Annotated in this window: 23 protein-coding genes; 12 read left to right on the top strand and 11 right to left on the bottom strand. The window is 74.6% G+C overall.

Translation table 11 applies throughout. The features are described 5' to 3' along the window. Window positions 1-91: 91 nt before the first annotated feature. The 4 genes from H505_RS0114870 to H505_RS51035 form a co-directional block, all read right to left on the bottom strand. Window positions 92-949, bottom strand: a complete 858-nt coding sequence (locus tag H505_RS0114870) for an FAD binding domain-containing protein (protein WP_026402643.1) — start codon at window positions 947-949, stop codon at window positions 92-94. Then, window positions 946-3,312, bottom strand: a complete 2,367-nt coding sequence (locus H505_RS0114865) for a xanthine dehydrogenase family protein molybdopterin-binding subunit (RefSeq protein WP_026402642.1) — start codon at window positions 3,310-3,312, stop codon at window positions 946-948. Before H505_RS0114865 ends, H505_RS0114870 begins: the two co-directional genes overlap by 4 nt. Then, a complete protein-coding gene (locus tag H505_RS41890; protein ID WP_034517954.1) occupies window positions 3,309-3,800 on the bottom strand; it encodes a (2Fe-2S)-binding protein in 492 nt (163 codons plus the stop codon). The genes H505_RS0114865 and H505_RS41890 overlap by 4 nt, the downstream gene beginning before the upstream one ends. A 214-nt stretch (window positions 3,801-4,014) precedes the next feature. Further along, window positions 4,015-5,109: a CHAP domain-containing protein gene (locus H505_RS51035; protein WP_084550259.1), complete on the bottom strand. Its 1,095-nt coding sequence runs from the start codon at window positions 5,107-5,109 to the stop codon at window positions 4,015-4,017. 367 nt (window positions 5,110-5,476) lie between these two features. Between H505_RS51035 and H505_RS0114850 the strand changes: the two genes are divergently transcribed. Further along, window positions 5,477-5,878 carry a cupin domain-containing protein gene (locus tag H505_RS0114850; protein WP_026402641.1) on the top strand — a complete coding sequence of 134 codons (402 nt, stop codon included), beginning with the start codon at window positions 5,477-5,479 and terminating at the stop codon, window positions 5,876-5,878. Window positions 5,879-5,959: 81 nt separating this feature from the next. Here the strand turns inward: H505_RS0114850 and H505_RS41880 are convergent, their stop codons facing one another. The 4 genes from H505_RS41880 to H505_RS0114825 form a co-directional block, all read right to left on the bottom strand. Further along, window positions 5,960-6,664: a TetR/AcrR family transcriptional regulator gene (locus H505_RS41880; protein ID WP_051300689.1), complete on the bottom strand. Its 705-nt coding sequence runs from the start codon at window positions 6,662-6,664 to the stop codon at window positions 5,960-5,962. Between the two features lie 87 nt (window positions 6,665-6,751). After that, on the bottom strand, window positions 6,752-8,092 hold the full coding sequence (locus tag H505_RS41875; RefSeq protein ID WP_051300687.1) for a dicarboxylate/amino acid:cation symporter: 1,341 nt from the start codon (window positions 8,090-8,092) through the stop codon (window positions 6,752-6,754). A gap of 219 nt (window positions 8,093-8,311) precedes the next feature. After that, window positions 8,312-8,557 carry a hypothetical protein gene (locus H505_RS0114830; protein WP_026402640.1) on the bottom strand — a complete coding sequence of 82 codons (246 nt, stop codon included), beginning with the start codon at window positions 8,555-8,557 and terminating at the stop codon, window positions 8,312-8,314. Then, the gene (locus H505_RS0114825; RefSeq protein ID WP_026402639.1) at window positions 8,554-9,837 is read right to left on the bottom strand and encodes a PspC domain-containing protein; all 1,284 of its coding nucleotides are present in this window, start codon (window positions 9,835-9,837) and stop codon (window positions 8,554-8,556) included. The genes H505_RS0114830 and H505_RS0114825 overlap by 4 nt, the downstream gene beginning before the upstream one ends. A gap of 160 nt (window positions 9,838-9,997) precedes the next feature. Between H505_RS0114825 and H505_RS0114820 the strand changes: the two genes are divergently transcribed. Further along, on the top strand, window positions 9,998-11,182 hold the full coding sequence (locus tag H505_RS0114820; protein WP_026402638.1) for an ATP-binding protein: 1,185 nt from the start codon (window positions 9,998-10,000) through the stop codon (window positions 11,180-11,182). Next, window positions 11,179-11,820: a response regulator gene (locus H505_RS0114815; RefSeq protein ID WP_026402637.1), complete on the top strand. Its 642-nt coding sequence runs from the start codon at window positions 11,179-11,181 to the stop codon at window positions 11,818-11,820. The genes H505_RS0114820 and H505_RS0114815 overlap by 4 nt, the downstream gene beginning before the upstream one ends. A 50-nt stretch (window positions 11,821-11,870) precedes the next feature. On the opposite strand, the gene H505_RS0114810 is transcribed toward H505_RS0114815, so the two are convergent. Next, entirely contained in the window at window positions 11,871-12,554 is a 684-nt protein-coding gene (locus H505_RS0114810; protein ID WP_051300706.1) for a PIG-L deacetylase family protein, read from the bottom strand. Window positions 12,555-12,824: 270 nt separating this feature from the next. On the opposite strand from H505_RS0114810, the gene dhaK reads away from it, so the two are divergent. From dhaK to H505_RS0114780, 6 genes are all read left to right on the top strand, one after another. Further along, window positions 12,825-13,820 carry a dihydroxyacetone kinase subunit DhaK gene (gene dhaK, locus H505_RS0114805; RefSeq protein ID WP_026402635.1) on the top strand — a complete coding sequence of 332 codons (996 nt, stop codon included), beginning with the start codon at window positions 12,825-12,827 and terminating at the stop codon, window positions 13,818-13,820. After that, a complete protein-coding gene (gene dhaL, locus H505_RS0114800; protein ID WP_026402634.1) occupies window positions 13,817-14,461 on the top strand; it encodes a dihydroxyacetone kinase subunit DhaL in 645 nt (214 codons plus the stop codon). Before dhaK ends, dhaL begins: the two co-directional genes overlap by 4 nt. Then, window positions 14,446-14,832, top strand: a complete 387-nt coding sequence (gene dhaM / locus H505_RS0114795) for a dihydroxyacetone kinase phosphoryl donor subunit DhaM (RefSeq protein ID WP_026402633.1) — start codon at window positions 14,446-14,448, stop codon at window positions 14,830-14,832. The genes dhaL and dhaM overlap by 16 nt, the downstream gene beginning before the upstream one ends. Window positions 14,833-14,909: 77 nt before the next feature. Next, complete coding sequence (gene pcrA / locus H505_RS0114790; RefSeq protein WP_199748136.1) at window positions 14,910-17,171, top strand: DNA helicase PcrA; 2,262 nt, start codon at window positions 14,910-14,912, stop codon at window positions 17,169-17,171. Window positions 17,172-17,270: 99 nt separating this feature from the next. Then, window positions 17,271-17,825: a GNAT family N-acetyltransferase gene (locus H505_RS0114785; RefSeq protein ID WP_026402631.1), complete on the top strand. Its 555-nt coding sequence runs from the start codon at window positions 17,271-17,273 to the stop codon at window positions 17,823-17,825. Window positions 17,826-17,906: 81 nt separating this feature from the next. Beyond that, entirely contained in the window at window positions 17,907-18,674 is a 768-nt protein-coding gene (locus H505_RS0114780) for a sulfite exporter TauE/SafE family protein (RefSeq protein WP_026402630.1), read from the top strand. 11 nt (window positions 18,675-18,685) lie between these two features. Here the strand turns inward: H505_RS0114780 and H505_RS41870 are convergent, their stop codons facing one another. Then, entirely contained in the window at window positions 18,686-20,188 is a 1,503-nt protein-coding gene (locus H505_RS41870) for a glycoside hydrolase family 15 protein (RefSeq protein ID WP_245592523.1), read from the bottom strand. Window positions 20,189-20,489: 301 nt separating this feature from the next. Between H505_RS41870 and sucC the strand changes: the two genes are divergently transcribed. The 3 genes from sucC (at window position 20,490) to H505_RS0114760 (ending at window position 24,461) form a co-directional block, all read left to right on the top strand. Then, window positions 20,490-21,668, top strand: a complete 1,179-nt coding sequence (sucC, locus tag H505_RS0114770; protein WP_026402629.1) for an ADP-forming succinate--CoA ligase subunit beta — start codon at window positions 20,490-20,492, stop codon at window positions 21,666-21,668. Between the two features lie 2 nt (window positions 21,669-21,670). Further along, window positions 21,671-22,558 carry a succinate--CoA ligase subunit alpha gene (sucD, locus tag H505_RS0114765; RefSeq protein WP_026402628.1) on the top strand — a complete coding sequence of 296 codons (888 nt, stop codon included), beginning with the start codon at window positions 21,671-21,673 and terminating at the stop codon, window positions 22,556-22,558. A 130-nt stretch (window positions 22,559-22,688) separates the two neighbouring features. Beyond that, window positions 22,689-24,461 (top strand): cell division protein PerM, encoded by a 1,773-nt coding sequence (locus H505_RS0114760; protein WP_245592522.1) that lies wholly within the window; start codon window positions 22,689-22,691, stop codon window positions 24,459-24,461. Window position 24,462: 1 nt separating this feature from the next. Here the strand turns inward: H505_RS0114760 and H505_RS0114755 are convergent, their stop codons facing one another. Beyond that, the gene (locus H505_RS0114755) at window positions 24,463-25,122 is read right to left on the bottom strand and encodes a DUF4190 domain-containing protein (protein ID WP_026402626.1); all 660 of its coding nucleotides are present in this window, start codon (window positions 25,120-25,122) and stop codon (window positions 24,463-24,465) included. Window positions 25,123-25,190 lie beyond the last annotated feature (68 nt).

Raw genomic sequence — 25,190 nt, 5'->3', positions numbered from 1 at the left:
TAATCGTCCTTATCGTCCGGAGATGTACCGGTGACCTTACGGCCGCGCCCCGGCCGCCCGCCAGTCGGGGCGGCCGGGGCGCGGCCGGGGGTCACACGGCGGCGGCCGCCGCGAGCGCGCGGGCGGTCAGGACCCGCGCCAGGTGCGCCCGGTACTCCGCCGAGCCGTGCAGGTCGCCGGGCGGGTCGATGCCGTCGGCGGCCGGTTCGGCCGCCGCGCGGAGCGCGTCCGCCGCGGCGGGACGGCCCGCGGCGGCGCGCTCGACGGCGGACGCCCGGACGGGCGCCGGGCCCACGTTGGTGAGCGCGACGCGCGCCTCCTCGACGGTGCCGTTCGCGCGCCGGACCGCGCACGCCACGCCGACGATCGCCCACGCCTGGGCCGTCCGGTGGAACTTCTCGTAGTGGACGCCCCAGCCGTCGCCGAGCTTGGGCACCCGGACGCCCGTGAGTAGTTCGTCGGGCTCCAGCGCGGACGTCATCCAGTCGACGAAGAACTCGGCCGCGGGGATCTCGCGCTCGCCGCGGGACGACCGGGCGAGCAGCACCGCGTCGAGCGCGAGCGCGACGGCGGGCAGGTCCCCGGCCGGGTCGGCGTGCGCGAGCGCGCCGCCGAACGTGCCGCGGTGGCGCACGGCCGGGTCCGCGACGGTCTCGGTGGCGCGGACGAGCAGCGGCGCGTGCGCGCGGACGAGCGGGTCGCGGATCACCTGGTGGTGGGTGGCCATCGCGCCGATGACCAGGGCGTTCCCGTCGTCGCGGATCTCCCGCAGGCCGTCGACGCGGTCGAGGTCGATCAGCGTCTCGGGGAACGCGAGCCGCATCCGCAGCAGCGGCATGAGGCTCTGCCCGCCGGCCAGCACCTTCGCGTCCTCGCCCGCGTCGGCGAGCGCCGCGACGGCGTCGCCGACCGTGGCCGGACGGGTGTAGCCGAAGCTCGCGGGGATCATCGGGCGCCTCCCTCGGTCGCGCGCAGCGCCCGCCAGACCCGTTCGGGCGTGCACGGCATCGGGACGTCCGACACGCCGAACGGGCGCAGCGCGTCCACGATCGCGTTGACGACCGCCGGGGTGGACGCGATCGTGCCCGCCTCGCCGACGCCCTTCACCCCGAGCGGGTTGGACGTCGCGGGCGTCTCGGTGCGGTCGGTGACGAACTCGGGCAGGTCGGCGGCCGAGGGGATCAGGTAGTCGGCCATCGTGGTGGTGGTGAGGTTGCCGTCGGCGTCGTACACGGCCTCCTCGTAGAGGGCCTGCGCGATGCCCTGCGCGAGCCCGCCGTGCACCTGCCCCTCGACGATCAGCGGGTTCACGACCTTCCCGACGTCGTCCACCGCCACGTACTTGCGGATCCGCACCATCCCGGTCTCGGTGTCGACCTCGGCGGCGCACAGGTGCGTGCCGTGCGGGAACGAGAAGTTGTCCGGGTCGAACGTCGCGTCGGAGTCGAGGGACGGCTCGACGCCGTCCGGCAGGTCGTGCGCGGCGAACGCGGCCGTCGCGACCTCCTGGATCGTGGCCCCGGCGCCGGGGACGCCGCGCACGCCGAACCGTCCGGCGGTGAACTCCAGGTCGTCCTCCGCGGCCTCCAGCAGGTGCGCCGCGACCTTCCGCGCCTTCTCGACGACCTTGTCGCACGCCGAGTACAGCGCGATCCCGCCGACGGCGAGCGACCGCGAGCCGTAGGTGTCCATGCCCTTCGGCGACACGGCCGTGTCGCCGTGCAGGACCCGCACGTCCTCGAAGGGGACGCCGAGCCGGTCCGCGGCGATCTGCGCCCACGCCGTCTCGTGCCCCTGCCCGTGCGCGGACGACCCGGTGACGACCTCGACCTTCCCGGACGGCAGCACCCGCACCGCCGCGTGCTCCCAGCCGCCCGCGCCGTACGACAGGGACCCGAGGACGCGGGACGGCGCGAGCCCGCACATCTCGGTGAACGTCGACACGCCGATGCCGAGCTGCACGGGGTCGCGGCGGTCGCGGCGGTCGGCCTGCTCGGCGCGAAGCTTGTCGTACTCCAGGAGCCGCAGCGCCTGCTCGGTCGCGGCCTCGTAGTTCCCGCTGTCGTAGGTGAGGCCCGCGATCGTGTCGTACGGGAACTCGCCGTGCCCGATCCAGTTGCGGCGCCGCACCTCGATCGGGTCGAGGCCGAGTTCGGCGGCGAGCTCGTCCATCAGCCGCTCGATCGCGTACGTCGCCTCGGGGCGTCCCGCGCCCCGGTAGGCGTCCGTCGGCGTCTTGGTGGTGAACACGCCCGTGCAGGTGAACGAGTACGCGTCCATCTTGTAGATGCCGTTGAACATGAACGCGCCGAGCAGCGGGATGCCGGGCGTCACCAGCATCAGGTAGGCGCCCATGTCGGCCAGCAGGTCCACCTTGAGGCCGCGGATCCGGCCGTCCCCGTCGGCGGCGAGGGTGAGCCGCTGGATCTGGTCGCGGCCGTGGTGGACGGTCATGTTGCCCTCGCTGCGCGACTCCGTCCACTTCACCGGGCGGCCGAGCCGCCGCGCCAGCAGCAGCGCGAGCACCTCCTCGCCGTACACCTGCAGCTTCGAGCCGAACCCGCCGCCGACGTCCGGCGCCACCACCCGCAGGCGGTGCTCGGGGATCCCGGTGACGGTCGCGAGCATCAGCCGCAGGATGTGCGGGATCTGCGTCGCCGAGTAGACGGTGAACTCGTCGCCCTCCGGGACGCACACCACCGACCGGGGCTCCATCGCCGTCGGGATCAGCCGCTGCTGCACGTACCGGCGTTCCAGGACGACCGGCGCGTCCCGCATCGCCGCGTCCAGGTCGCCGTTCTCGAACACCCACGTGTACGACTCGTTCGTCCCGAGGGCGTCGTGCACGAGGTCGGCGCCGTCCGCGACGGCCGCCTCCATGTCGACGACGGCGGGCAGCGGCGCGTAGTCGACGTCGATCTCCTCCAGGGCGTCCGCGGCCGCGGCCCGGTCGCGCGCCACCACGCACGCCACCGGCTCGCCGGCGTACCGGACCTCCCGGACGGCCATCGGCGGATGCTCGGGGTGCCGCATGTCCTCGGTGACGACCCACGCGCACGGCAGCGAGCCCTGCTCGTCCGCGAGGTCGGCGCCGGAGAACGCCGCCACGACGTTCGGCGCGCGCCGCGCCGCCGCGACGTCCACCCGCTCGATCCGCGCGTGCGCGTGCGGGCTGCGCAGGAACGCCACGTGCAGGGTGCCGGCGGGGGCGATGTTGTCGGTCCAGCGCGTCCGGCCGGTGACCAGCCGCGCGTCCTCCGACCTGCGGCGCGGCGTCCCGATCTCGGCCGGCCGGTCGTCCGTCGCGGTCACGGCGCGACCTCCTGCTCCCGCGCCGGCCGGCGCATGTCGCCGGCCGCGCGCCGCACCGAGCGCACGATGTTCTGGTAGCCGGTGCAGCGGCACAGGTTCCCTTCGAGCCCCTCCCGGATCTCCTCGTCGGACGGGTCGGGGTTGTCGCGCAGCAGGTCGAGCGCGGCGATGATCATGCCGGGGGTGCAGTAGCCGCACTGGAGCCCGTGCTCCTCGTGGAACGCGCGCTGCAGCGGGTGCGGGCCGCCCGCGCCCAGCCCCTCGATCGTCGTCACGTCGCGGCCGTCCGCCTGGACGGCGAGCACGGAGCAGCTCTTCACGCTCAGCCCGTCCAGCAGGACGGTGCACGCTCCGCAGTTGGTGGTGTCGCAGCCGACCGGGGTGCCGACCTTCCCCAGCCGTTCGCGCAGATAGTGGACGAGCAGGAGGCGCGGTTCGACGTCGTCCTCGTACGTCGCCCCATCGACCTCGACACGGATACGTGGCATGCGTTCTCCCAGGGACGTCTCGGGGGTGGGCTCGTGAGCGAGACGTCCCCGGGAGGGGCGCGCTGCCGGGTCGACCACGCCATCGGGGCCTCCGTGGAAGGCGACCCAACGAACGTATGCCGACGTTGAAATCTGGACTAGACCCGATTTTCCCGATTTCCGGCCATGGTCGGACGGGCCTTCCGGTCCGGCGCGCCGGACCGGGCGGGCCGCCTCAGGTCGGCCAGGCGAACGCCTTCGCGCTGCCCGCGGTGATCTGGCCGGTCGCCGTCCCGTAGTGGATCACCTGGAACCGCACCCGGAAGCCGTCGCCGACCGTGTCCGCGGGCAGCGAGTAGAGCAGGAACGTGTCGCCGTCGCTCGCGGTGTACTCCGCGATCGGGCCGCCGTCCCGGCGGTCGCCCGCCTCCTCGACCTCGACCGTCCGGGCCTGGATCTCGGTGCCCTTCGGCAGGCCCTTGATCTGGACGCTCGCGGTCAGCGAGTAGCGGCACGACCCGATGATCAGCGAGGAGCCGCCCTTGTCCCAGTGGTGGTGCTCCGCGTCCGCGTACTCCGTGCCCCACTCGACGGTGACCCACGTGTTCGGGGGCAGTTCCTGCGGGGTGCTCACCCCGACGCTCACGTAGTCCGGCATGTCGTCTACCTCCTTGTATGCGGGCCGTCCGTATCCGGCGATCACTCCCGAGCCGCGCACGCGCCGCTTGCACGCGTCGCCGGTGTTGCCCTCGATCGTCTGGACCCGTCCGCCGCCGAGCACCTTCTCGACGACGCCGACGTGGTCGATCGCGGCGATCCCGTCCGTCCCGCCCCAGTCGAAGAACACGATGTCGCCCGGTTTCGCGGCGTTGACCCGCGCGGTCGTCCCGGTGTGCCAGGTGCCGAGCTTCTGGAAGTCGGCGGCGTGCCAGGGCGTGTAGGCGCGGTCCCCGGCCGGGAGCACCGCCGCGGCCGTCCCGCTGTGCCGCGCCCAGTAGGTCACCGCCATGTCGCACCACGGCGCCCGCAGGAACTCGTCCCCGTGCCGCGACGCGTACTCCCGCGTGATCGTGTTCGGCCGTCCCGACATCCCGAGCGACTTGCGGGCCTCGGCGATCAGCGCCTGCGCGCCCGACGGCGCCGCGGCGGCGGCCGGCGGCGCGGTCGACGCGGCCAGGCGGAAGATTCCGTCGGCCTCCGGCGCGCCGTACAGCCGTTCGAGGACCTGTTCCTCGTCCGGCTCGGTGGGGTTGTGGACGCCCCAATGGACGTCGACCTTGTCCATATTCGCCGCCTCGGCGGCGTCCGTTCTCTCATTCTCGGGGGTCATGTTCCTCCTGCTGCGTGCTGCTCCTGCGGTCCGGCCCCCGCGCCGCGTGGGCGGCGTACAACCGACGGTAACGGGGGTTCGCCCCGTCCATCAGGGTTTTCACGGGAAAGCACATGACTGCACCCGTGCGGGAAGTCTGTACTGACCTGGGGGAACACCCCGCGCTCGGCGGGGTGTGATCGACTTGACAGCGGACGGCCCCTGCGTGTTCGCTGGGCCGTATGCCAGCGCGCATCTCTCTCAACGGCCCCGTGGCGCTCCGCCGCGTGGCCAGCGCGCTGTGTCCTTCGTGTTGCCGCTGATCTCCGTTCATCCCCGGGGTGGGTGCCCCGGATCCGGCCCATCACACGAAGGACCCGTTTCGGACATGGTTCCCGATCTCACCATGCGCGGCCAGGACGACCCGCACGGCCGCGCCGTCACCGCCCGCCCCCCGACCGTCGGCCTGCTCGCCGCCCGCGTGCACGCGCTCGCCGCCCGTCCCGCCGAGTGGTGGCGGCTGATCGGCTTCGACGACGCGGGCCCCGTGCGCGTCCCGCTCGGCACCGACGGCGGCGTCCCGGTCTGGCTCACCACCTGGCCGCCCGGCCACGGCGCCACCGTCGACGCCCGCGTCAGCACCCTCATCGCGGGCGAGCTCACCGAGGTGCTGATCGCCCCCGACGGCGTCACCGAACGCCCCCTGCGCGCGAACCGCGTCCGCGTGCACGCCGAGTCCCGCGCCTTCACCAACCCCGGCCCCGCCTACGCCGTGAGCCTCCACGCGTAGTCGCCCAGGGGGCGACCCCTGGAACGCCCGCCGGTCGCGGAACGATCCTCGCGTGCTGCTGCAAGGTGCCGTGGACGGGGCCTACCGGGAGTGCGGGGGGCCGGGGTGGGCGGGGGTGAGGTACGGGGTGGCGGCTTCGGGGCCCAGGACCGGGAGGACGGCGAAGTAGGTGAGGGACGGCAGCAGGGCCCGGAGGTCGTCGTCGCCGGTCTCGATCCGGACCCGGACGGCCCCGACGACGCCGCCGACGACCGCGTCCGCGACGGCGTCCGGCACCGGGGGGAGGCCCGGCGCCGCGAAGAACGCGCGGAACCGGGCGAGGTCGTCGATGCGGGCGAGCCGGACGTCCGGGCCCGCGGCGTTCGCCTCGATGAGGGCCGCGCGGGCGAAGCGCGGCTCGCGGGCCAGCAGCGCGAGCATCGTGCGCAGCGCCGCGTGGACGCCCTCCGGCCAGGACGGCGCGGCCTCGTGGGCGTCGGCCATGCGGCGGTGCAGGATGTCCATGCCGCGCCGGTAGGCGGCGAGGAAGCACGCGTCGAGGCCGTCGAAGTGCTCGTAGAAGGTCTTCTTCGTGACCCCGGCGGCACCCGCGACGCCGCTGATGGTCGTCTGCGGGTAGCCGCGCGCCGACACCACCTCGACGAGCGCGTCGATGAGGCGTCCGCGCTGGATGCCCGCGACGGTCTCGGGGGAGAGCCCGTGCCGGCCGGGCTTGATCGCGCGGCGCGGGTCGAGGGCCGAGCGGGACCCGGGCAGCGCGTCCGGTCCGCGGGTCGGTTCGGTCATCGCCCCCTCCGGTCACTTGCCGTCGGGGTCAGGTTACTCGCCGTCCCCGGAGCGGGCTCGTGCCGCTCCGGGGACGCGGTACCGGGATCAGGCGGGCTGGGGCGCCGACGAGCGGTCCCGCTCGGGGTCGTCGGCGGTGTCCTCGCCGGCCGCGGCCTCGGACGGCGGCGCGTCCAGCGGACGGCTGTGCCCGTTGAACACCTCCTCGTCGAGGATGCCCTCGGACCGGGCGACCAGGACCGGGACGGCGAGCTGGCCGGTGACGTTCGTCGCGGTGCGGCCCATGTCGATGACCTTGTCGATCGCGATGAGGTAGCCGACGGCCTCCAGCGGCAGGCCCACGGTGGTCAGCGTCAGGGTGAGCGCGACCAGCGCGGGGCCCGGGGTGCCGCCGGTGCCGATCTGCCCGATGACGGCGGCGAGCGCGATCAGTGCGTACTCGCCGATGCCGAGCTGCACGCCGGTGTACTGGGCGACGAACACCGCGGCGATCGCCGGGTAGATCGCGCCGCAGCCGTCGAACTTGATCGTCGCGCCGAGCGGCTGCGCGAAGCTCGCGTACTCGGGCTGGACGCCGTTGCGCTCGATCGACACCCGCTGCGCGATCGGCAGCGTCGCGAGGGACGACGACGACACGAAGCCGAACTGGATCGCGGGCCACGAGTTGCGGTAGAAGCGCAGCGGGTTCACGCGCCCGAACGCCCGCAGCAGCACCGGGTACCCGATGAGCAGCATCAGCGCGAGGCCGAGGTAGATCGCGCCGGTGAACTTCGCCAGCGGCGCGAGGGACGACGGGCCGTAGGACGCGACGACCGAGGCGATCAGGAAGAACGACCCGATCGGGGTCAGCCGCACCACCCACCACACGGCCTTCTGCATGACCGCGTACAGGTCGTCGATGATGCCCGTCAGCCGCTCGCCGCGCTCGCCGATCGCGACCAGCGCGGCGCCGAACAGGACGGCGAACGTCACGACGCCCAGCACGTTGCCGTCCGCCATCGTCTGCACGATGTTGGACGGGAACAGGTTCTGCAGGATCTGCGTCCACGTGACCGCTTCGGTCTCGGTGGTCTCGCCCGCGAGGTCGCCGAGGCCCTCGCCCGGCTTGATCAGCAGCGCGACGACGAGGCCGATCGCGGTGGCGATCGCGGACGTGACGACGAACCAGCCGAGCGTCTTGCCGGTCAGCCGGGCGACGCTGCCGACGCCGCGCAGCCGTCCGACGCTCACCACGATCGCGGCGAACACCAGCGGGATGACGACGACCTTCAGCAGGCTGACGTAGACGTCGCCGAACGGGTCGAGCCAGTCTTCGGCGGTGCCCGCGCCGCCGGCGAAGTTGTTGATCAGGACGCCGGCGGCGGCGCCGAGCACGAGCGACAGCACGATCTGCTGCCAGAACTGCCATTTCCACACACGGAAGGTCACGAGAGGTTCTCCTGGACGCCGGGCGGCACGCGCCGGCCGGGCGGGGTTCGGGGGTGGGAAGAGGGCTGGCGGACGGGTCAGCGGCTACACAGCACGGCGGCCAGGCGGCACAGGTCGACGTGCAGCCGGGCCACGAGCGAAACGCTCTTCACGGAGAACCTCACGGGCCGATCAACGCCGGTGCGTCCAGGGATCTTCCCGGCAAAAGTGTGATCTACCTCACTTTTGCCTCAAGTCTCGGTCACGGTCGCGGCGGCGCCCCCGCGTCGCGATCCGCACCGCGCCCACCAGGCCCAGGCCGATCAGCACGAGCGGGACGGCCACGACCGGGTTCAGCAGCCGCTCCGCCGTGACCCCCTCGGCGAGGAACAGCCCGGCCAGCGCGAGGAAGAACAGCCCGGTGACCGGCCCGGCCGGATCGAAGCGGCGCCGGGCCGGCGGCCGGTCGGCGGGGCGGTCGGTCACGGGGCCACGTCCACGTCCACGTCACCGATCTTCCCGCGCAGCCGCAGCACGATGGTCGGCGGGTCCCCGGCGGCGGACGCGGGCTCGAAGACCCGCTCGGCGCGGGCGTTCGGGCCGCTGGTCGTCCGCCCGTCGATGCGCAGGTCGCCGAGCAGGATCCGGGCGTCCAGGACGACCCGCGCGTCCTTCGGCACGGTGACCGCGAGGCCCCCGAGCACGACCTCCGCGTCGATCGTCACCCGCCGCCCGGCGCGCAGCGGCAGCGCGGTGAGATCGAGCGTCCCCTGGCCGACGGTGACGCGGTACTCCTGCCCGGTGCCCGGGTCGCCGGTCGGCCGCCACGTCACCTCGCGGTACTTCATCGACTCCGGGGCCTCCGCCGCGACGGACGACGTGACGAGCGCGAGCGACAGCACCGTCCCGGCGGTCGCGAGCCCGCGCGTCCGGAACCAGCCGCCGAGCACGAGCCCGAGACCGACCACGCCCAGCGCCGTCGCCATCACGATCATCCACGAGTCCGGCGCCGGGTACCCCCGCGCGGCGGGGACCGCCGCGGCACCGGCGGCGGCCGCGCACAGCAGCGTGACCGGGGTGAGCGGCGACCGCTGCCGCCGGACGGCCGGGGCCGGGCGGGGCGGCGCGGGCGGCGCCGGCGGCGCGGGCGGGGCGGGCGGCGCCGGGCGCGGGCTGAACGCGGCGAGGTCGATCGCGCCCGGCGGCAGGCCGCCGAACCCGTCCGGCGCGTCCTCGGCGAGCGGCGCCGGGCCGTCCGGCGCCGCCGGCGGCACCCGGTGCCCGGCGAGCCGCTCCGGCACCCGCCGCCCCGCCTCCTTGTACCGGACGCCGCGCGCGTGGGCCGTCGCCGCCGCGAGCGCCGTGAACACCACCGCCGTCGTCGCGTCCATGTCGATGCCGGACGTCACGACCAGCAGGGCCGACAGGGCCAGCAGCCCGCCCAGGATCGTCAGCACGCCGGCCGCGTCGAACCAGCGGCGCAGCACCCGCTCGGCGGGCGCCGTCGCGTGCGGGACGGACGGCATCACCAGCGCCGCCGCGATGTAGAGCACGATGCCCTGGCCCTGGACGAACGCGAACAGGCCGAACGCGACCCGGTACACCACCGGGTCGATGCCCGTGTACCGGCCGAGGCCGCCGCAGACACCGGCGAGCACGCGGCTGCGCCCGTCCCGCGCCAGCCGCGGGTAGTCGCCGCGCGCGGCGGTGGCCCCGGCGTCGGCGGCGACGCCCCCGCCGCCGGTGTCGTTCGCTTCGTCGACCATGCCGTCCATCGTGGCGTGCGGCGCTCCCCGCGCGGTATCGGGGACGTCCCTGAATCCGACCCTGAGACCGGACCGGGGTACGTCCCCGATGCGCGGCACCGTCCGTCCGTGTGACGATCGTCGACGTGCGGGAACGGGGAAGACGGTGAACGGGGGCGCGGTGGACGGCCGTACGGCGGATCCGCCGCCGCTGGTGCGCGCCGCGGACGGGCGGCTGCTGGGCGGTGTGGCGCGGGGGCTCGCCGACCACCTCGGCGTCGACGTGCTGTTCGTCCGGATCGCGTTCGTCATCCTGACGCCCGGCATCATCGCCTACTTCGCCTTCTGGCTCCTCGTGCCCGGGGCCGAGTCGCAGGCGCGCGCGCAGAAGGAGTCCGTGTCCGTCCCCGCGCGCACACGGCGCGACTGGGGGCAGCTCCTCGCGTACGGCGCGGTCGCGCTCGGCCTGCTCGTCCTCGCCGCCATGCCCTGGGGCGTCGCGAGCCCCTTCCAGTGGGCGCTGTGGCCGTTCGTGATCGGCGGCGCGGGCGTCGCGCTGCTGTGGCAGCAGGCCGACCGCGCCCAGCGGGAACGCTGGGTGCTGCCGCTGCGGCAGCGGTGGCTGCGCTCCCTGCTCGGCCTCCTGCTCGTCGTCGGCGGGATCGGCGGCGGCGTCGCGCAGAACGTCGAGGCGAACCAGATCCGCTCGGTCCTCGTCGCGATGCTGATCATCCTGACCGGCCTCGCGCTGATCGTCACCCCGTGGCTCGTCCGGCTCTGGCAGGACCTCGACGCCGAACGGCAGGAGCGCGTCCGCTCCCAGGAGCGCGCCGAACTCGCGGCGCACGTCCACGACTCCGTCCTGCACACCCTCACCCTCATCCAGCGCAACGCCCACGACCCCCGCGAGGTGCAGCGCCTCGCCCGGTCGCAGGAGCGCACCCTGCGGACCTGGCTGTACGAGCGGCGCGACGACCCCGACCGCACCTTCGCCGCCGCGATCAAGGAGACGGCCGGGGAGGTCGAGGACCTGCACGGCGTCCCCATCGAGGTCGTCTGCGTGGGCGACACCGCGCTGGACGAGCGCGTCGCCGCGGCCGTCCAGGCGGCGCGGGAGGCGATGGTGAACGCCGCGAAGTACGCCGAGGCCCCCTCCATCTCGGTGTTCGCCGAGGTCGAGGGGAAGGCCATCGCGATCTTCGTGCGGGACCGGGGCCGCGGCTTCGACCTCGACGCGATCCCGGACGACCGGATGGGCGTCCGGGGGTCCATCATCGGACGTATGGAGCGCAACGGCGGCCGGGCGACCGTCCGCACCGCGCCGGGCGAGGGCACCGAAGTGCGTTTGGAGATCGAGAAGCAGTGAGCGAGCCGCGCAAGAGGGTCGTGCTGGTCGACGACCACCAGATGTTCCGGACCGGCGTCAAAGCCGAACTCGGCGACGGCGTCGAGATCGTCGGCGAGGCCGGCGACGTCGACGAGGCCGTCGCGGTGATCCGCGACACGGCACCCGACGTGGTGCTCCTCGACGTGCACCTGCCGGGCGGCGGCGGCATCGAGGTCCTGCGCCGCCTGCACGGCCGCGTCCCGTCCCGCTTCCTCGCCCTCTCGGTGTCGGACGCCGCCGAGGACGTCATCGGCGTCGTGCGCGGCGGCGCCCGCGGCTACGTCACCAAGACGATCTCCGGCCCCGAGCTGACCGACGCGATCGGCCGGGTCGCCGAGGGCGACGCGGTGTTCTCCCCCCGGCTCGCCGGCTTCGTCCTCGACGCGTTCGCCGCCACCGACGCCCCCGCCGTCGACCCCGAACTCGACCAGATCACCCAGCGGGAACGGGACGTCCTCCGGCTGATCGCCCGCGGCTACGCCTACAAGGAGATCGCCAAGGAGCTGTACATCTCGGTCAAGACGGTCGAGACGCACGTCAGCAGCGTCCTGCGGAAGCTCCAGCTGTCCAACCGGCACGAACTCTCCCGCTGGGCCGCCGCCCGCCGCCTCGTCTGACCGAACCGGCCGGCCCACGCTCGCAAAGCTCGCTCCGCCGTCGGGCGGGGTCAGGTGGTGTTGACGACCTGGAAGGGTTCGGCGAGGCGGCCTTCGGGGAGGCCGGCGGCGGACGCCGAGGCGGACAGCCAGCCGTGCAGCATCGACCGGAGCTCCTCCTCCGGCGTGTGCGCGGTCTGGCTCGCGTGGGCGCGCAGCGCGCTGACCTTCCGCTCGAACCGGTCGGTGATGTCGACGTAGTGGTTGGCGGTCGGGCCGCCGGTCAGCCACACCTCCCGCGCCGTCCACGCCTCCAGGCCCTCGGTCAGCAGCTCCGGGAACGCGTAGGGGTTGCGCGCGTCGGGGTAGACGGCGTCGAGCGCGGCGGCGCCGACCGCCCGGTGGTCGGGGTGGCTCGGGTAGATCCGCTCGTAGTTCCGCTCGGGGCTCGGCATGACCACCCGGTCCGGGCGCACCTGCCGGATCACCCGCGCGATGTCGCGGCGCAGGTCGAGCGTCGCCTCGACGCGCCCGTCCGGGTAGCCGAGGAACCGCACGTCCGTCACGCCCACGACCTTCGCCGCCGCGCGCTGCTCGTCGCGCCGCAGCGCCGCCATCTCCGGCCGCGTCAGCCCGTCGTCGAACCCGCCCGCGTCGCCGTCGGTCACCATCAGGTACACGACCTCGATGCCCGCGTCCGTCCAGCCCGCGACCGACCCGGCGGCGCCGAAGTCGACGTCGTCCGGATGCGCCATCACGGCGAGGACCCGCTCCAGCCCGCTGTCTTCCAGTACGCCCGTCACGCCCCAACTCTACGGTCGGGACGCGGGCGTCCGGCAGGTGCCGGATCGCGATTTCCCGAACAAACCGGCGCGCGGCGGGCTCTTGCTGCGAAACCCTTGCTTACCGAAGGATCGGCATGCCCCTCCGCCGCGGCCCTCACCGGGCTCGCCGTTCTCCTGACCCGGCGCGGTGATCACGATTGGGTCTGGGACGGGGCGCCGGACGCGGGTATGGCTGTGAGCATGCGCAAACTCATCAACGCCCCCGGGGCCGTGGTGTCCGACGCGCTCCGCGGGCTCGCCGCCGCGCACCCGTCGCTGCGGGTCGACCCGGCGGGCGGGACGGTCGTGCGGGCGGACGCGCCCCGCACCGGCAAGGTCGCCCTGGTGTCGGGCGGCGGGTCGGGGCACGAGCCGCTGCACGCCGGGTTCGTTGGGCCGGGGATGCTCGACGCCGCGGCGCCGGGGGAGGTCTTCACCTCGCCGGTGCCCGACCAGATCATCGCCGCGACCATGGCGGTCGACGGCGGCGCCGGGGTGCTGCACATCGTGAAGAACTACACCGGCGACGTGATGAACTTCCGGATGGCCGCCGAGCTCGCCGAGGACGAGGACATCGAGGTCGTCCAGGTGGTGGTGGACGACGACGTCGCCGTCGAGGACAGCACGTTCACGGCGGGACGGCGCGGCACCGGCGCCACCCTGTTCGTCGAGAAGATCGCCGGGGCGCTCGCCGAGGAGGGCGCCGGCCTCGCGGCCGTCGCGGCCGTCGCCCGGGAGGTGAACGAGCGCAGCCGCTCGTTCGGCGTCGCGCTGTCGCCGTGCACCGTCCCGGCGGCGGGCAAGCCGACGTTCGAGCTGGCGGACGGCGAGATGGAGCTCGGCATCGGCATCCACGGCGAACCCGGGCGGGAGCGAGTCGCGGCGGGCACCGCCGCCGAGATCGTGGACGCGGCCCTGTCGGCGATCGACGCGGACGCGCCGCTCGCGGGCGAGGACCTGCTCGTCCTGGTCAACGGGATGGGCGGCACCCCGCTGCTGGAGCAGTACGTCGCGTACGGGGCGGTCGCCGACTGGCTCGCGGGGCACGGCGCGACGGCCGTCCGGTGCCTCGTCGGCGACTACGTGACCAGCCTGGAGATGGCCGGCGTCATGGTCAGCGTGTGCCGGCTGACGCCCGACCTGACCCGGCTGTGGGACGCGCCCGTCGAGACGCCCGCGCTGCGGTGGGGCCGGTGACCGGGCTGACCGGGCCCGCCGCGCGGCACTGGATCCGCCGCGCCGCCGAGCTCGTCTCCGCCGACACCGAACGGCTCACCCGGCTGGACGCCGCCATCGGCGACGGCGACCACGGCCACAACCTCGACCGCGGGTTCGCCGCCGCCGTCGCGGCGCTGCCCGCGGACGCCCCCGCCGGCAAGGTGCTGGTCGCGGCGGGGCGGGCGCTCCTGTCGAAGACCGGCGGCGCGTCCGGGCCGCTCTACGGGACGATGCTGCGCCGCGCCGGCCGCCGCCTGGCCGACCTCGACGACCCGCCCGCCGCCGACCTCGGCGCCGCGCTGCGCGCCGCGCTCGACGGCGTCCGCGAGCTGGGGCAGGCCGCCGAGGGCGACAAGACGATGGTGGACGCGCTGGCCCCGGCCGTCGCGGCCTACGAGGCGGCCCTAGCGGACGGCGCGCCGCCGCCCGGCTGCGCGCGGGCCGCCGCCGACGCCGCCGCGGCGGGCGCGGACGCCACCGTCCCGATGCGGGCCCGCAAGGGGCGGGCCAGCTACCTGGGGGAGCGCAGCGTCGGGCACCTCGACCCGGGCGCCGCGTCCACCGCGCTCGTCCTGCGGGCGCTCGCCGAAACGTTGGAGGGCCGATGGTCGGGATCGTGATCGTCGCGCACAGCCGGGCGCTCGCCGAGGGCGTCGCCGAGGTCGCGCGGGCCATGGGCGTCGGGGAGGCCGTCGTGGAGGCCGCCGGCGGCGACCCCGACGGCGGCCTCGGCACGAGCCCCGACGCCGTCGAGCGCGCCGTCGAGGCGGCGTCCGGCGACGGCGGGGTGCTGCTGCTCGCCGACCTCGGCAGCTCCGTCCTCACCGCCGGGATGGTCGCCGAGGACGCCCCGGACGGCACGGTGCTGCTCGCGGACGCGCCGCTCGTCGAGGGCGCGGTCGCGGCGGCGTCGGCGGCCGCCGCGGGCGCCGACCTCGCCGCCGTCCGCGCCGCCGCCGAAGCCGCCTGGGACCACCGCAAACGCTCCTGACGCGGCCCGGCGGGCGCCGGCCCGGGTCCCGGCGAACGCGCCGAACCCGGGTCCGGGGCGCCGTAGACTCGCACATGATGTCGAAGACAGAAGCCCACCCCTTGCTCGACGGCCTGAACGAGCAGCAGCGCGCCGCCGTCGTCCACGCCGGCGGACCCCTCCTGATCGTCGCGGGCGCCGGGTCGGGGAAGACGCGCGTGCTGACCCACCGCATCGCCCACCTGCTCGGCGAGCGGGACGTCCACCCCGGCCAGATCCTCGCGATCACGTTCACCAACAAGGCCGCGGCCGAGATGAAGGAGCGCGTCGACGCGCTCGTCGGCCCGCGCTCGCGCGCCATGTGGGTGATGACGTTCCACTCCGCGTGCGTGCGGATCCTGCGCCGCGAGGCCAAGCGGCTGGGCTTCCCGACGAGCTTCTCGATCTACGACCAGGCGGACGCGCAGCGCCTCATGGCGCTCGTCTGCCGGGAGCTCGACCTCGACCCGAAGCGGTACCCGCCGAAGTCGTTCAGCGCGCAGGTGTCGAACCTGAAGAACGAGCTGATCGACTACGAGACCTGCAAGGCGCGGGCGTCCGGCCACATGGAGCAGAAGCTCGCCGAGGCGTACGAGATGTACCAGGCGCGGCTCCAGCAGGCCGGCGCGATGGACTTCGACGACCTGATCATGATGACGGTCAACCTGCTGCAGGTCTTCCCGGAGGCCGCCGAGCACTACCGGCGCCGGTTCCGGCACGTGCTGGTCGACGAGTACCAGGACACGAACCACGCGCAGTACGAGCTCGTCCGGGAGCTGACCCGGCCGGTCGAGGGCGTGGGCCCGGCGGAGCTGTGCGTGGTGGGCGACGCCGACCAGTCGATCTACGCGTTCCGCGGGGCGACGATCCGCAACATCCTGGAGTTCGAGCGCGACTACCCGGACGCCACGACGATCCTGCTGGAGCAGAACTACCGGTCCACGCAGACGATCCTGTCGGCGGCGAACGCCGTCATCGAGCGCAACGCCGACCGCAAGCCGAAGCGGCTCTGGTCCGACCAGGGCGAGGGCGCGAAGATCACCGGGTACGTGGCCGACAACGAGCACGACGAGGCCGCGTTCGTCGCGCACGAGGTCGACAAGCTGACCGACGCGGGCGACGCGAAGCCCGGCGACGTCGCCGTGTTCTACCGGACGAACGCGCAGTCCCGCGTGTTCGAGGAAGTGTTCATCCGCACCGGCCTGCCGTACAAGGTCGTCGGCGGCGTCCGCTTCTACGAGCGCAAGGAGATCCGCGACGCGCTCGCCTACCTGCGCGTCCTCGCCAACCCCGAGGACACCGTGTCGCTGCGCCGCATCCTGAACGTCCCGAAGCGCGGCATCGGCGACCGGGCGGAGGCGTGCGTGGAGGCGTACGCGTCCCGCGAGCGGATCTCGTTCTGGCAGGCGCTGCGCACCCCCGAGGACGTCCCGGGCATGGCGACCCGCTCGATCAACGCGGTCCGCGAGTTCGTCCTCCTGCTGGACGAGCTGCGCGCGGCGGCCGCGTCGGTGTCGCCCGCGGAGCTGATCGGGGCCGTCCTCGACCGGAGCGGCTACCTGGCGGAGCTGCAGGCGTCGAAGGACCCGCAGGACGAGACGCGCATCGAGAACCTGCAGGAGCTCGAGGCCGTCGCCCGCGAGTTCGAGGAGCGGCTCGACGGGGAGTCGCCGGAGGGGCGGCTGCCCGAGTTCCTGGAGCAGGTCGCGCTGGTCGCGGACGCCGACTCGATCCCGGGCGGCGCGAAGGGCGCGCCCGTCCCGCCGGGGGAGCAGCCGGACGAGACCGACCAGGGCGTCGTCACGCTGATGACCCTGCACACCGCGAAGGGGCTGGAGTTCCCCGTCGTCTTCCTCACCGGCATGGAGGACGGCGTGTTCCCGCACCTGCGCGCCATGAGCAACCCGAAGGAGCTCGAGGAGGAGCGGCGCCTCGCCTACGTGGGCATCACCCGCGCCCGGCAGCGCCTGTACCTGTCGCGGGCGACGATGCGCAGCTCGTGGGGGGCGCCGCAGGTGAACCCGCCGTCGCGGTTCCTGGGCGAGGTGCCGACGCCGCTCATCGAGTGGGAGCGGGAGGCGTCGTCGGCGTCGGGTTCGGCGGCGACGCGGATGGCGGCGCGTCCGGGCGTCCGGTCGCCGGGGGCGCGCGCGGTGCCGTCGCTGTCGCCGGGCGACAAGGTGACGCACGACTCGTTCGGGCTCGGCACGGTCGTGTCGGTGGACGGCGCGGGCGACAAGGCCGCGGCGAGCGTCGACTTCGGCGGCGACTACGGGGTGAAGCGGCTCGTCCTGCGCTACGCGCCGGTCGAGAAGCTCTGACGGCCGCCGCGGCCGGGGGACGAGCGCCGACCTCGGACCTGGTTCGTCCGTAACGCCCGTTACGGTGCGTGGGACGAAAAAGGTACGAGGAGGTTCCCCATGTTCGCTTACCGGCTCGCCGACGGCGCCGAGCTGCGTCCCCTGGAGCCTTGGCAGGCCGCGGAGTTCGCCGAGCACGTCGACCGGGTCCGCGAGGACATCGTGCAGTACGTGCCGTTCGGGCGGATCGTCGTGGACGAGGCGAGCGCCCGCGCGTTCCTCCAGCGGTACGCCGACCGGCAGGCCGCCGACGAGGGCCGCTTCTACGGCATCTGGGTGGACGGCGTCCTGATGGGCGGCGCGCTGTTCCGCGTGTTCGACGCGGGCCGCGGCGTCTGCGAGCTCGGGGTGTGGCTGGACCGGGCGGTGCGGGGGCGCGGCCTGATCACCACCGCCTGCCGCGCGATGATCGAGTGGGCGTTCCGGGCGCGCGGGATGGCCCGGGTGGAGTGGCTGTGCGACCCCGGGAACACCGCGAGCGGCGCGGTCGCCGAGCGGCTCGGGATGACGCTGGAGGGCGTCCAGCGCAAGGCGTTCTACCACGACGGGGCGCACCGCGACGTGCAGGTCTGGGCGATCCTCGACGACGAGTGGACGGCCCCGGCGGCCGGCTGACCCTGGAACGGTCCGGCGCTCCGGCCACCGGGTAAGGTCAGGTGTTTCTTTTGCTTTGACTCCTTACCCCCGGGGGCCGCGGTGGACGTTGAGCAGGTCGTGCTGCTGCTGGCGGCGGCGCTGGCGGCCGGATGGGTCGACGCGGTGGTCGGCGGGGGCGGGCTCATCCAGCTCCCCGCGCTGCTCGTCGCCCTGCCCGGCCAGCCCGTGGCGGCGGCGCTGGCGACGAACAAGCTCGGGTCGATCGCGGGGACGGCGTCCGCCGCCGTCGCGTACCTGCGGAAGGCGAAGCCGGACACCCGGGTCGCGGTCCCGGCGGGCGTGCTCGCGGTGGCGTGCGCGGCGGTCGGGGCGCTGTGCGCGGCGGCGATCTCCTCGGACGTCCTCAAGCCGGTCATCATGATCGTGCTGCTGGCCGTCGCGGCGCTCGTCGTGCTGAAGCCCGACCTCGGACGGACGCCGCGGCTCGTCCTGCGCACGCGGCGGCGGATCGCCGCGGCCGTCCTGATCCCGGGCGTGCTCATCGCGTTCTACGACGGGCTCGTCGGCCCCGGCACCGGCACGTTCCTCGTCATCGCGTTCACCGGCCTGCTCGGCATGGACTTCGTGAACGCCTCGGCCACCTCGAAGATCATCAACGCGGGGACGAACCTCGGCGCGCTCGCGGTGTTCGCCGTCCAGGGGCACGTGCTGTGGGCGGTCGGGCTGGCGATGGCCGCCTGCAACGCCGTCGGGGCCCAGCTCGGCGCCCGGACGGCGATCAACCGGGGCGCCGGTTTCGTCCGGGGCGTCCTGCTGTGCGTGGTGGCCGCGCTCGTCGCGAAGCTCGGCTGGGAGCAGTTCGGCTGACGCCCCGGGCGTCAGGGCGCGGTGGGCGGGATCGGCAGCGGCTCCTCCAGCGCCGCCAGCGACAGCACCACCATGGACGCCGTCCACCCGAGGGGCGCGACGCCCGCCTGGTGCCCGGTCGGCCCGACCTTCTCCGGCAGGACGCCCATGGACGTGCGGTGCCGCTGCAGCCAGTCGAGGCGCTCCAGGGCGGTCTCGGTGCGGCCGGACGCGGCGGCGGCGAGGCCGAACAGGGCGACCTCGGGCGTCCAGGCGATGTGCTTGTTGCCGGGCCACTCCTCGCCCGGCAGGACGCCCCCGTTCGGGAGCGACTGCTCGGCGAACGCGTGCGCGATCGCGGCGGTCACCCCGGCGTCGCCGGGCGCGAACGGCGGTGCGACGAACGTCACGGACGTGTCCATCCGGCCGCCCTTCACCGGCGAGCGCGGGTACCCGTAGGGCGCGAACTGGTGGCCGAGCGCGTCCGACAGCCGGTCGGCGGCCCCGCTCCACCGCGCCGCCTCGGCGCTGCCCCGCTCGGCGAGCGCGGCGGCGGAGCGCAGCCCCGCCAGGACGGGCCCGACGACGCCGAGGGTGGGCCGCCGCGGGTCCTCCTCGGTGCGGGGGTCGCGCTCCCAGTAGTCGGACGACGCGGGCGGCAGGCCCTCGGCGTCCAGCGACAGCGCGAGGTGGTCGGCGGCGCGCCGCACCATCGTCCACAGCCCGCCGGGCAGGTCCGCGGCGGACTCCTCGCCGGGCGCGGCGGCCCGCGCGAACCACGTCGCCCACAGCATCCAGCCGAGCGCGTCGAGCTGCCGGTCGCGGCCGTCCTCGACCGGGCTCCCGTCCACGTGGTAGCGGGCCGCCCAGGTGCCGTCGGGGTCCTGGACGCGGGCCATGAACTCCAGGACGGAGCGGGCCTCGGCGGGGTGCCCGGACACGGCGAACGCGGCGGCGGCGAACGCGGAGTCGCGCGGCCAGCTGTACCGCCAGATCCCGTACCAGGACGCCTGGGACGCGCCGTTCGGCCGGGTGAGCAGCCGCAGGTCCAGCAGCGCGCGCGCCGACATCGCCTCGTACCGCTCGCCGAGCCCGCCGGTGGGGACGGTCCCGGACGCCAGCCACGCCCGGTCGGAGCGCACGGCCGCCCGCACGCGCGGGTCGTCCGCCGGGACGGTGACCGCGGTGCCGCCGCCCGGCGGGACCAGCCGCATCCGGCCGTCCCGGAGCCGGACGACGGAGCTGTCCGGCAGGTAGGAGGCGCCGAGGGACTCGTGCGGGGGCAGCGGGACGCCGGTGTGGGGCGCGCCTCCGCCGCCGACGAGGCCGGGGCTGGACCATGCGGGGACGGCGTCCGGGGCGGCGGCGGCGCCGCTGGTCGCGACGAGCGCGGCGACGGTCGCGCCGATCGTCAGCCTGCGCAGCCGGCCGGCGCCGGAGCGGCGCGGTGCCCGCGCCGCCGCGCGGCTCCCGCGGGAGCCGGGCCGTCCGGGCGCCGTCGCGGTCCTCGCGAACGCGCGCGGCTCGTCCGACATCGCCGTCTGTCTCCCCCCGGTCGTCCGCGCCCGGTCGGGCAAGGTTCCCCGGGGCGGCGAAAGAAGTACATCAAACTACGTCAATCGGTTCATCCTCCTCAGGGACAGACGTCCCCTCCTTCCCAGGAAGCACACCCGGCCAACCGCCCGAACCCCGACATATGGCCCCGGCGGCATCACCACGCAGGCGGGTTGACTAGGCTGCATCGACGGAGCGGACCGCAGAGTGCCGGCCGCACGGAAACCCGTGTAACCCCCACTCGTGTGGTCTTTTGGCTGTCAATCCGTAAAAGGAAGCCTCGTGGACCTGTTCGAACATCAGGCGAAGGAACTCTTCGCCGAGTACGGGGTACCGGTGCCCACCGGCAAGGTCGCCCATACTCCCCAGGAAGCCCGGGCCATCGCGGCGGAGCTGTTCGCCGCGGGGAGCTCGAAGGTCGTCGTCAAGGCCCAGGTGAAGACCGGGGGCCGCGGGAAGGCCGGCGGCGTCAAGCTGGCCGACACCGCCGACGAGGCCCAGGAGCTCGCCACCCGCATCCTCGGCATGGACATCAAGGGCCACACGGTCCACAAGGTCCTGATCGAGGAAGGCAGCGCGATCGCGCAGGAGTACTACTTCTCGTTCCTGCTCGACCGCGCCAACCGGACCTTCCTCTCCATCTGCTCCGTCGAGGGCGGCGTGGAGATCGAGGAGGTGCCGCACGACCGGCTCGCCATGGTGCCGATCTCGCCGCAGGACGGCGTCGACCGCGCCAAGGCCCGCGCGATCGCCGAGCAGGGCCGCCTCCCGCAGGAGGCCCTGGACGGCGCCGCCGAGCTCATCGAGCGCCTGTGGGCCGTGTTCACCGACGAGGACGCCAGCCTCGTCGAGGTGAACCCGATGATCCTCACCGCCGACGGCCAGGTGAAGGCGCTCGACGGCAAGGTCACCCTCGACGACAACGCGTCGTTCCGCCAGGAGCACGAGAAGCTCGAGGACAAGGCCGCCGCGGACCCGCTCGAGGCCGCCGCCAAGGCCAAGGACCTCAACTACGTCAAGCTGGACGGCAGCGTCGGCATCATCGGCAACGGCGCCGGCCTCGTCATGTCCACCCTCGACGTCGTGTCCTACGCCGGCGAGGAGTTCGGCGGCCAGAAGCCCGCCAACTTCCTCGACATCGGCGGCGGCGCGTCCGCCGAGGTCATGGCCGACAGCCTGGAGATCGTGCTGTCCGACCCCGACGTCAAGTCGGTGTTCGTCAACGTCTTCGGCGGCATCACCGCCTGCGACGCCGTCGCCAACGGCATCGTCTCGGCCTACAAGCTGCTGGCCGACCGCGGCGAGACCGTCAACCGCCCGCTGGTCGTCCGCCTGGACGGCAACAACGCCGAGCTCGGCCGCGAGATCCTCACGGACGCGGCGCTGAACGGCGTGCAGCAGGTCGACACCATGGACGACGCGGCCAAGCGCGCCGCGGAACTCGCAGCGGCAGGTGCATGAGCATGGCCATCTGGCTCACCGAGAACAGCAAGATCATCGTTCAGGGCATCACCGGCTCCGAGGGCACCAAGCACGGCCGCCGGATGCTCGCCTCCGGCGCCAAGGTCGTCGGCGGTGTCAACGCCCGCAAGGCCGGGCAGAGCGTCGACTTCGACGGCACGACCCTCCCGGTGTTCGGCACCGTCGCCGAGGCGATGGCCGAGACCGGCGCGGACGTCTCCGTCGTGTTCGTCCCGCCGAAGTTCACCAAGGACGCCGTCGTCGAGGCCGTCGACGCCGAGATCCCCCTCTGCGTCGTCATCACCGAGGGCATCCCGGTGCACGACACGGCCTTCTTCTGGTCGTACGCCGAGTCCAAGGGCAACAAGACCCGCATCATCGGGCCGAACTGCCCCGGCATCGCGTCGCCCGGCAAGTCGAACGCGGGCATCATCCCCGCCGACATCACCACGCCCGGCCGCATCGGCCTGGTGTCGAAGTCGGGCACGCTGACGTACCAGATGATGTACGAGCTGCGCGACATCGGCTTCTCCACCTGCGTCGGCATCGGCGGCGACCCGATCATCGGGACGACCCACATCGACGCCCTCCAGGCGTTCCAGGACGACCCGGAGACCGACGCCATCGTCATGATCGGCGAGATCGGCGGCGACGCCGAGGAGCGCGCGGCCGCCTACATCGAGCAGAACGTGACCAAGCCGGTCGTCGGCTACGTCGCCGGGTTCACCGCCCCCGAGGGCAAGACGATGGGCCACGCCGGCGCGATCGTGTCCGGCTCGTCCGGCACCGCCGAGGCGAAGAAGGAAGCGCTGGAGAAGGTCGGCGTCCGCGTCGGCAAGACCCCCAGCGAGACCGCCCGCCTCATGCGGGACATCATGAAGAACCTCTGATCACCCGATCGGACCACGAAAGACGCCCGAGCCGCCCGGCGGCCCGGGCGTCTTTCGCGTCCCCGACGACAAAGGCGACACGCCGGGCGGACGGGCGGGGGCGGCGCGGCGGGGGTGCCAGCATGGGCGGGTGAGCGATGCGAGGGCCCGAGAGCGCGGCGCGACGTCCCGGGGCGCGCGCCCGGCAGCGGAACGGCGGCAAGCCCGGGGCGGGCCGGAGAAGCGGCGCGGCGGGACGGACCGGCAGCGCGGCGGGACGGGGCGGCCGCTGCCGGTGTCCGGGCTCGTCGCGGCCCTGTGGTGCATCGGCATCGGCCTCGCGGTGCTCACCACGGTCACGCTCGTCGGCTGGATCGCCGCGCCCCGCACCGCGTTCGGCGACGGGCTCCCCGGCGTGTTCCGGACGGCCGTGAACTTCTGGCTGATCTCCCACCACGCCGGGTTCTCCACCGGGCACGGACGCGTGGGCTTGCTGCCGCTCGGCGTCCTGATCGTGCCCGGCGCGCTGCTGTACCGGGGCGGCGCGTGGATGATCCGCGGGATCGGGCTGCCGGACCGGCCCCGCGTCGCGGTCGCCCGCGTCGCGTTGTCGCTCGCCGCGCCCTACGCGGCGCTGGCCGGGGCGCTCGCCCTGGCCGCGACCGGCCCCGCGCTGCGCCCGTCCGCCTGGCAGGCGCTCGTCGCGTGCTTCACGGTCGCGGTCGTCGCGGGCGGGCTGGGCGCCGCGCGGGCCGTGGTCGCGGCGCAGGTCGCGGCCGAGGCCCGGGGGCGCCGCGTCCGTTCCGGGCTCGGCGCGCTGCTGCGCCTGCTGCCCGACCGGGCCCGCTCCCTCGTGATCGGCGTCGCGGGCTCGACGGCGGTGCTGCTGGCGTCCGGCGCGCTGCTCGTCGCGGTGTCGCTGGCCCTGCACCTGGAGGACGCCGAGCATCTGTACGACATGCTCGGCCCCGGCATCGTCGGCGGCGCGCTGCTGCTGCTCGTCGAGCTCGCGTTCCTCCCGAACGCCGTCATCTGGGGCATGTCCTACGCGGTCGGGCCCGGCTTCTCGGTCGGCGCGGGCACGACGGTGTCCCCGACCGGCGTGTTCCTCGACGTCGTCCCGGCGTTCCCGCCGCTGGCCGCGCTGCCCGAGCCCGGCCCCGCCCCGGCGGCGTCCCTGCTGGCCCTCGCCGCCCCGTTCGTCGCGGGCGCCGTGGGCGGCGCGCTGACCGTCCGGTCGACGCCCAGCGACGCCAACGAGGCCGCCCCGCTGTGGGGATTCGTGTCGGGCGCCCTCACGGGCGCCGTGGCGGCGCTGCTGGCCGCGCTGTCCGGCGGCCCCCTCGGCGGCGAGCGGATGGCGACCGTGGGCCCCTCGCCGTGGCAGGTGGGGCTGATGGCGACGCTCGAGGTCGGCATCTCCGCCGCGATCGTCGCGTGGTGGGCGAACTGGCGGCTGACCCGCCGCGCCGACACCGCCGACGTCCCGCGCCGCCGCCCCCGCCGGACGGCCCGCCCCGCGAAGGCGAAGGCCGTGCCCGCCGTGCCCGCCGCGGCCGCCGCCGCGGCCCCGCCGGCCGCGCCCGCCCCGACCGTCCAGGACGCGCCGGACGTCCCGGCCGCGCCGCCGGAGCCCGCGCCGCGCTCCCCGTACGCGCCCGGCCCGCTGGAGTTCGAGGAGGCCGAACCGGTCCTCACGCCGCGCCGCCGCCGGCGGGCGCCCGACCCCGGACCGCCCGCGGACGAGCCCGCCGCCGCGCCCGAACCGGGCACGGTCGTCGTCGAGGGCCACATCGTCGACGAGGAACCGGACGAGCCCGTCCCCGCGCCCCGCGCGGAGCCCGGGACCGGACCCGTCCCCGAGCGGACCGAGAACCGGGGCGGCGCGATCTACGTGCTGCGCAACGACCCCCGCCCCGAGTGACTCAGAGCAGGTCGCCGTACTCGTCCATGCTGCCCTCGGGCAGCCCCATCTTGTCCTCGATGCGGGGGAACCACTCGTCCTGGCACGTCTGCCGGTCGATGCCGGTATTGGCCGTGCTCACGCACGACTGGTAGCCGCTCAGCTCCGTCCACAGGAACGCCGTGAGCGCCACCGACAGCGACGCCAGCACCAGCCCGATCGACCCGAGGACGATCCCCGCCGCGGCCCCCGGCGCCGAACCGTGCTCGCGCCGGGCCGCCCGCCGGGACCGGACGCCCACGGCGATCGCCGCGATGCCGAGCACGAGGCCCAGGGGGTAGAAGAAGAACGCGGTCAACAGGGCGAGCCCGCCGAGCCACAGGGACCGCCAACTGCTCCGCTCGCCCGGCCGCGGCCCCGGCTTCCCCTGCGGCCCTCCGGGCCGCCCCGGCTGCCCCGGCTGCCCCCACGGGTTCTGCGGGTGCCCCTGCTGCTGCTCCTGCGCCCCCCAGGGGCTCGCGCCGCCGGCCCGCTCCGGCAGGTCGGGCCGTCCGGGCGTCCCCGCCTCCCCCGGCTCGCCGCCGGCCGGCGCCGGGGCGGGGGCCCCCGCCGAAGACGAGCCCGCGGGGCGGCCGTCCGGACGGTCGTCCTCAGGGGCCGGCGGTCCCGGCTGCTCGCTCACTCGTTCCTCCTGGCCTGGGGGCTGTCGATCCTGGGCGCCGCGCACCTGGGGCATCGAACAGGGCCGAT

The sequence above is a fragment of the Actinomadura rifamycini DSM 43936 genome (assembly GCF_000425065.1).
Taxonomy (GTDB): Bacteria; Actinomycetota; Actinomycetes; order Streptosporangiales; family Streptosporangiaceae; genus Spirillospora; species Spirillospora rifamycini.
The sequence above is the reverse complement of the archived record's forward strand: the minus strand, read 5'-3'. Positions and strand labels throughout refer to the sequence as shown.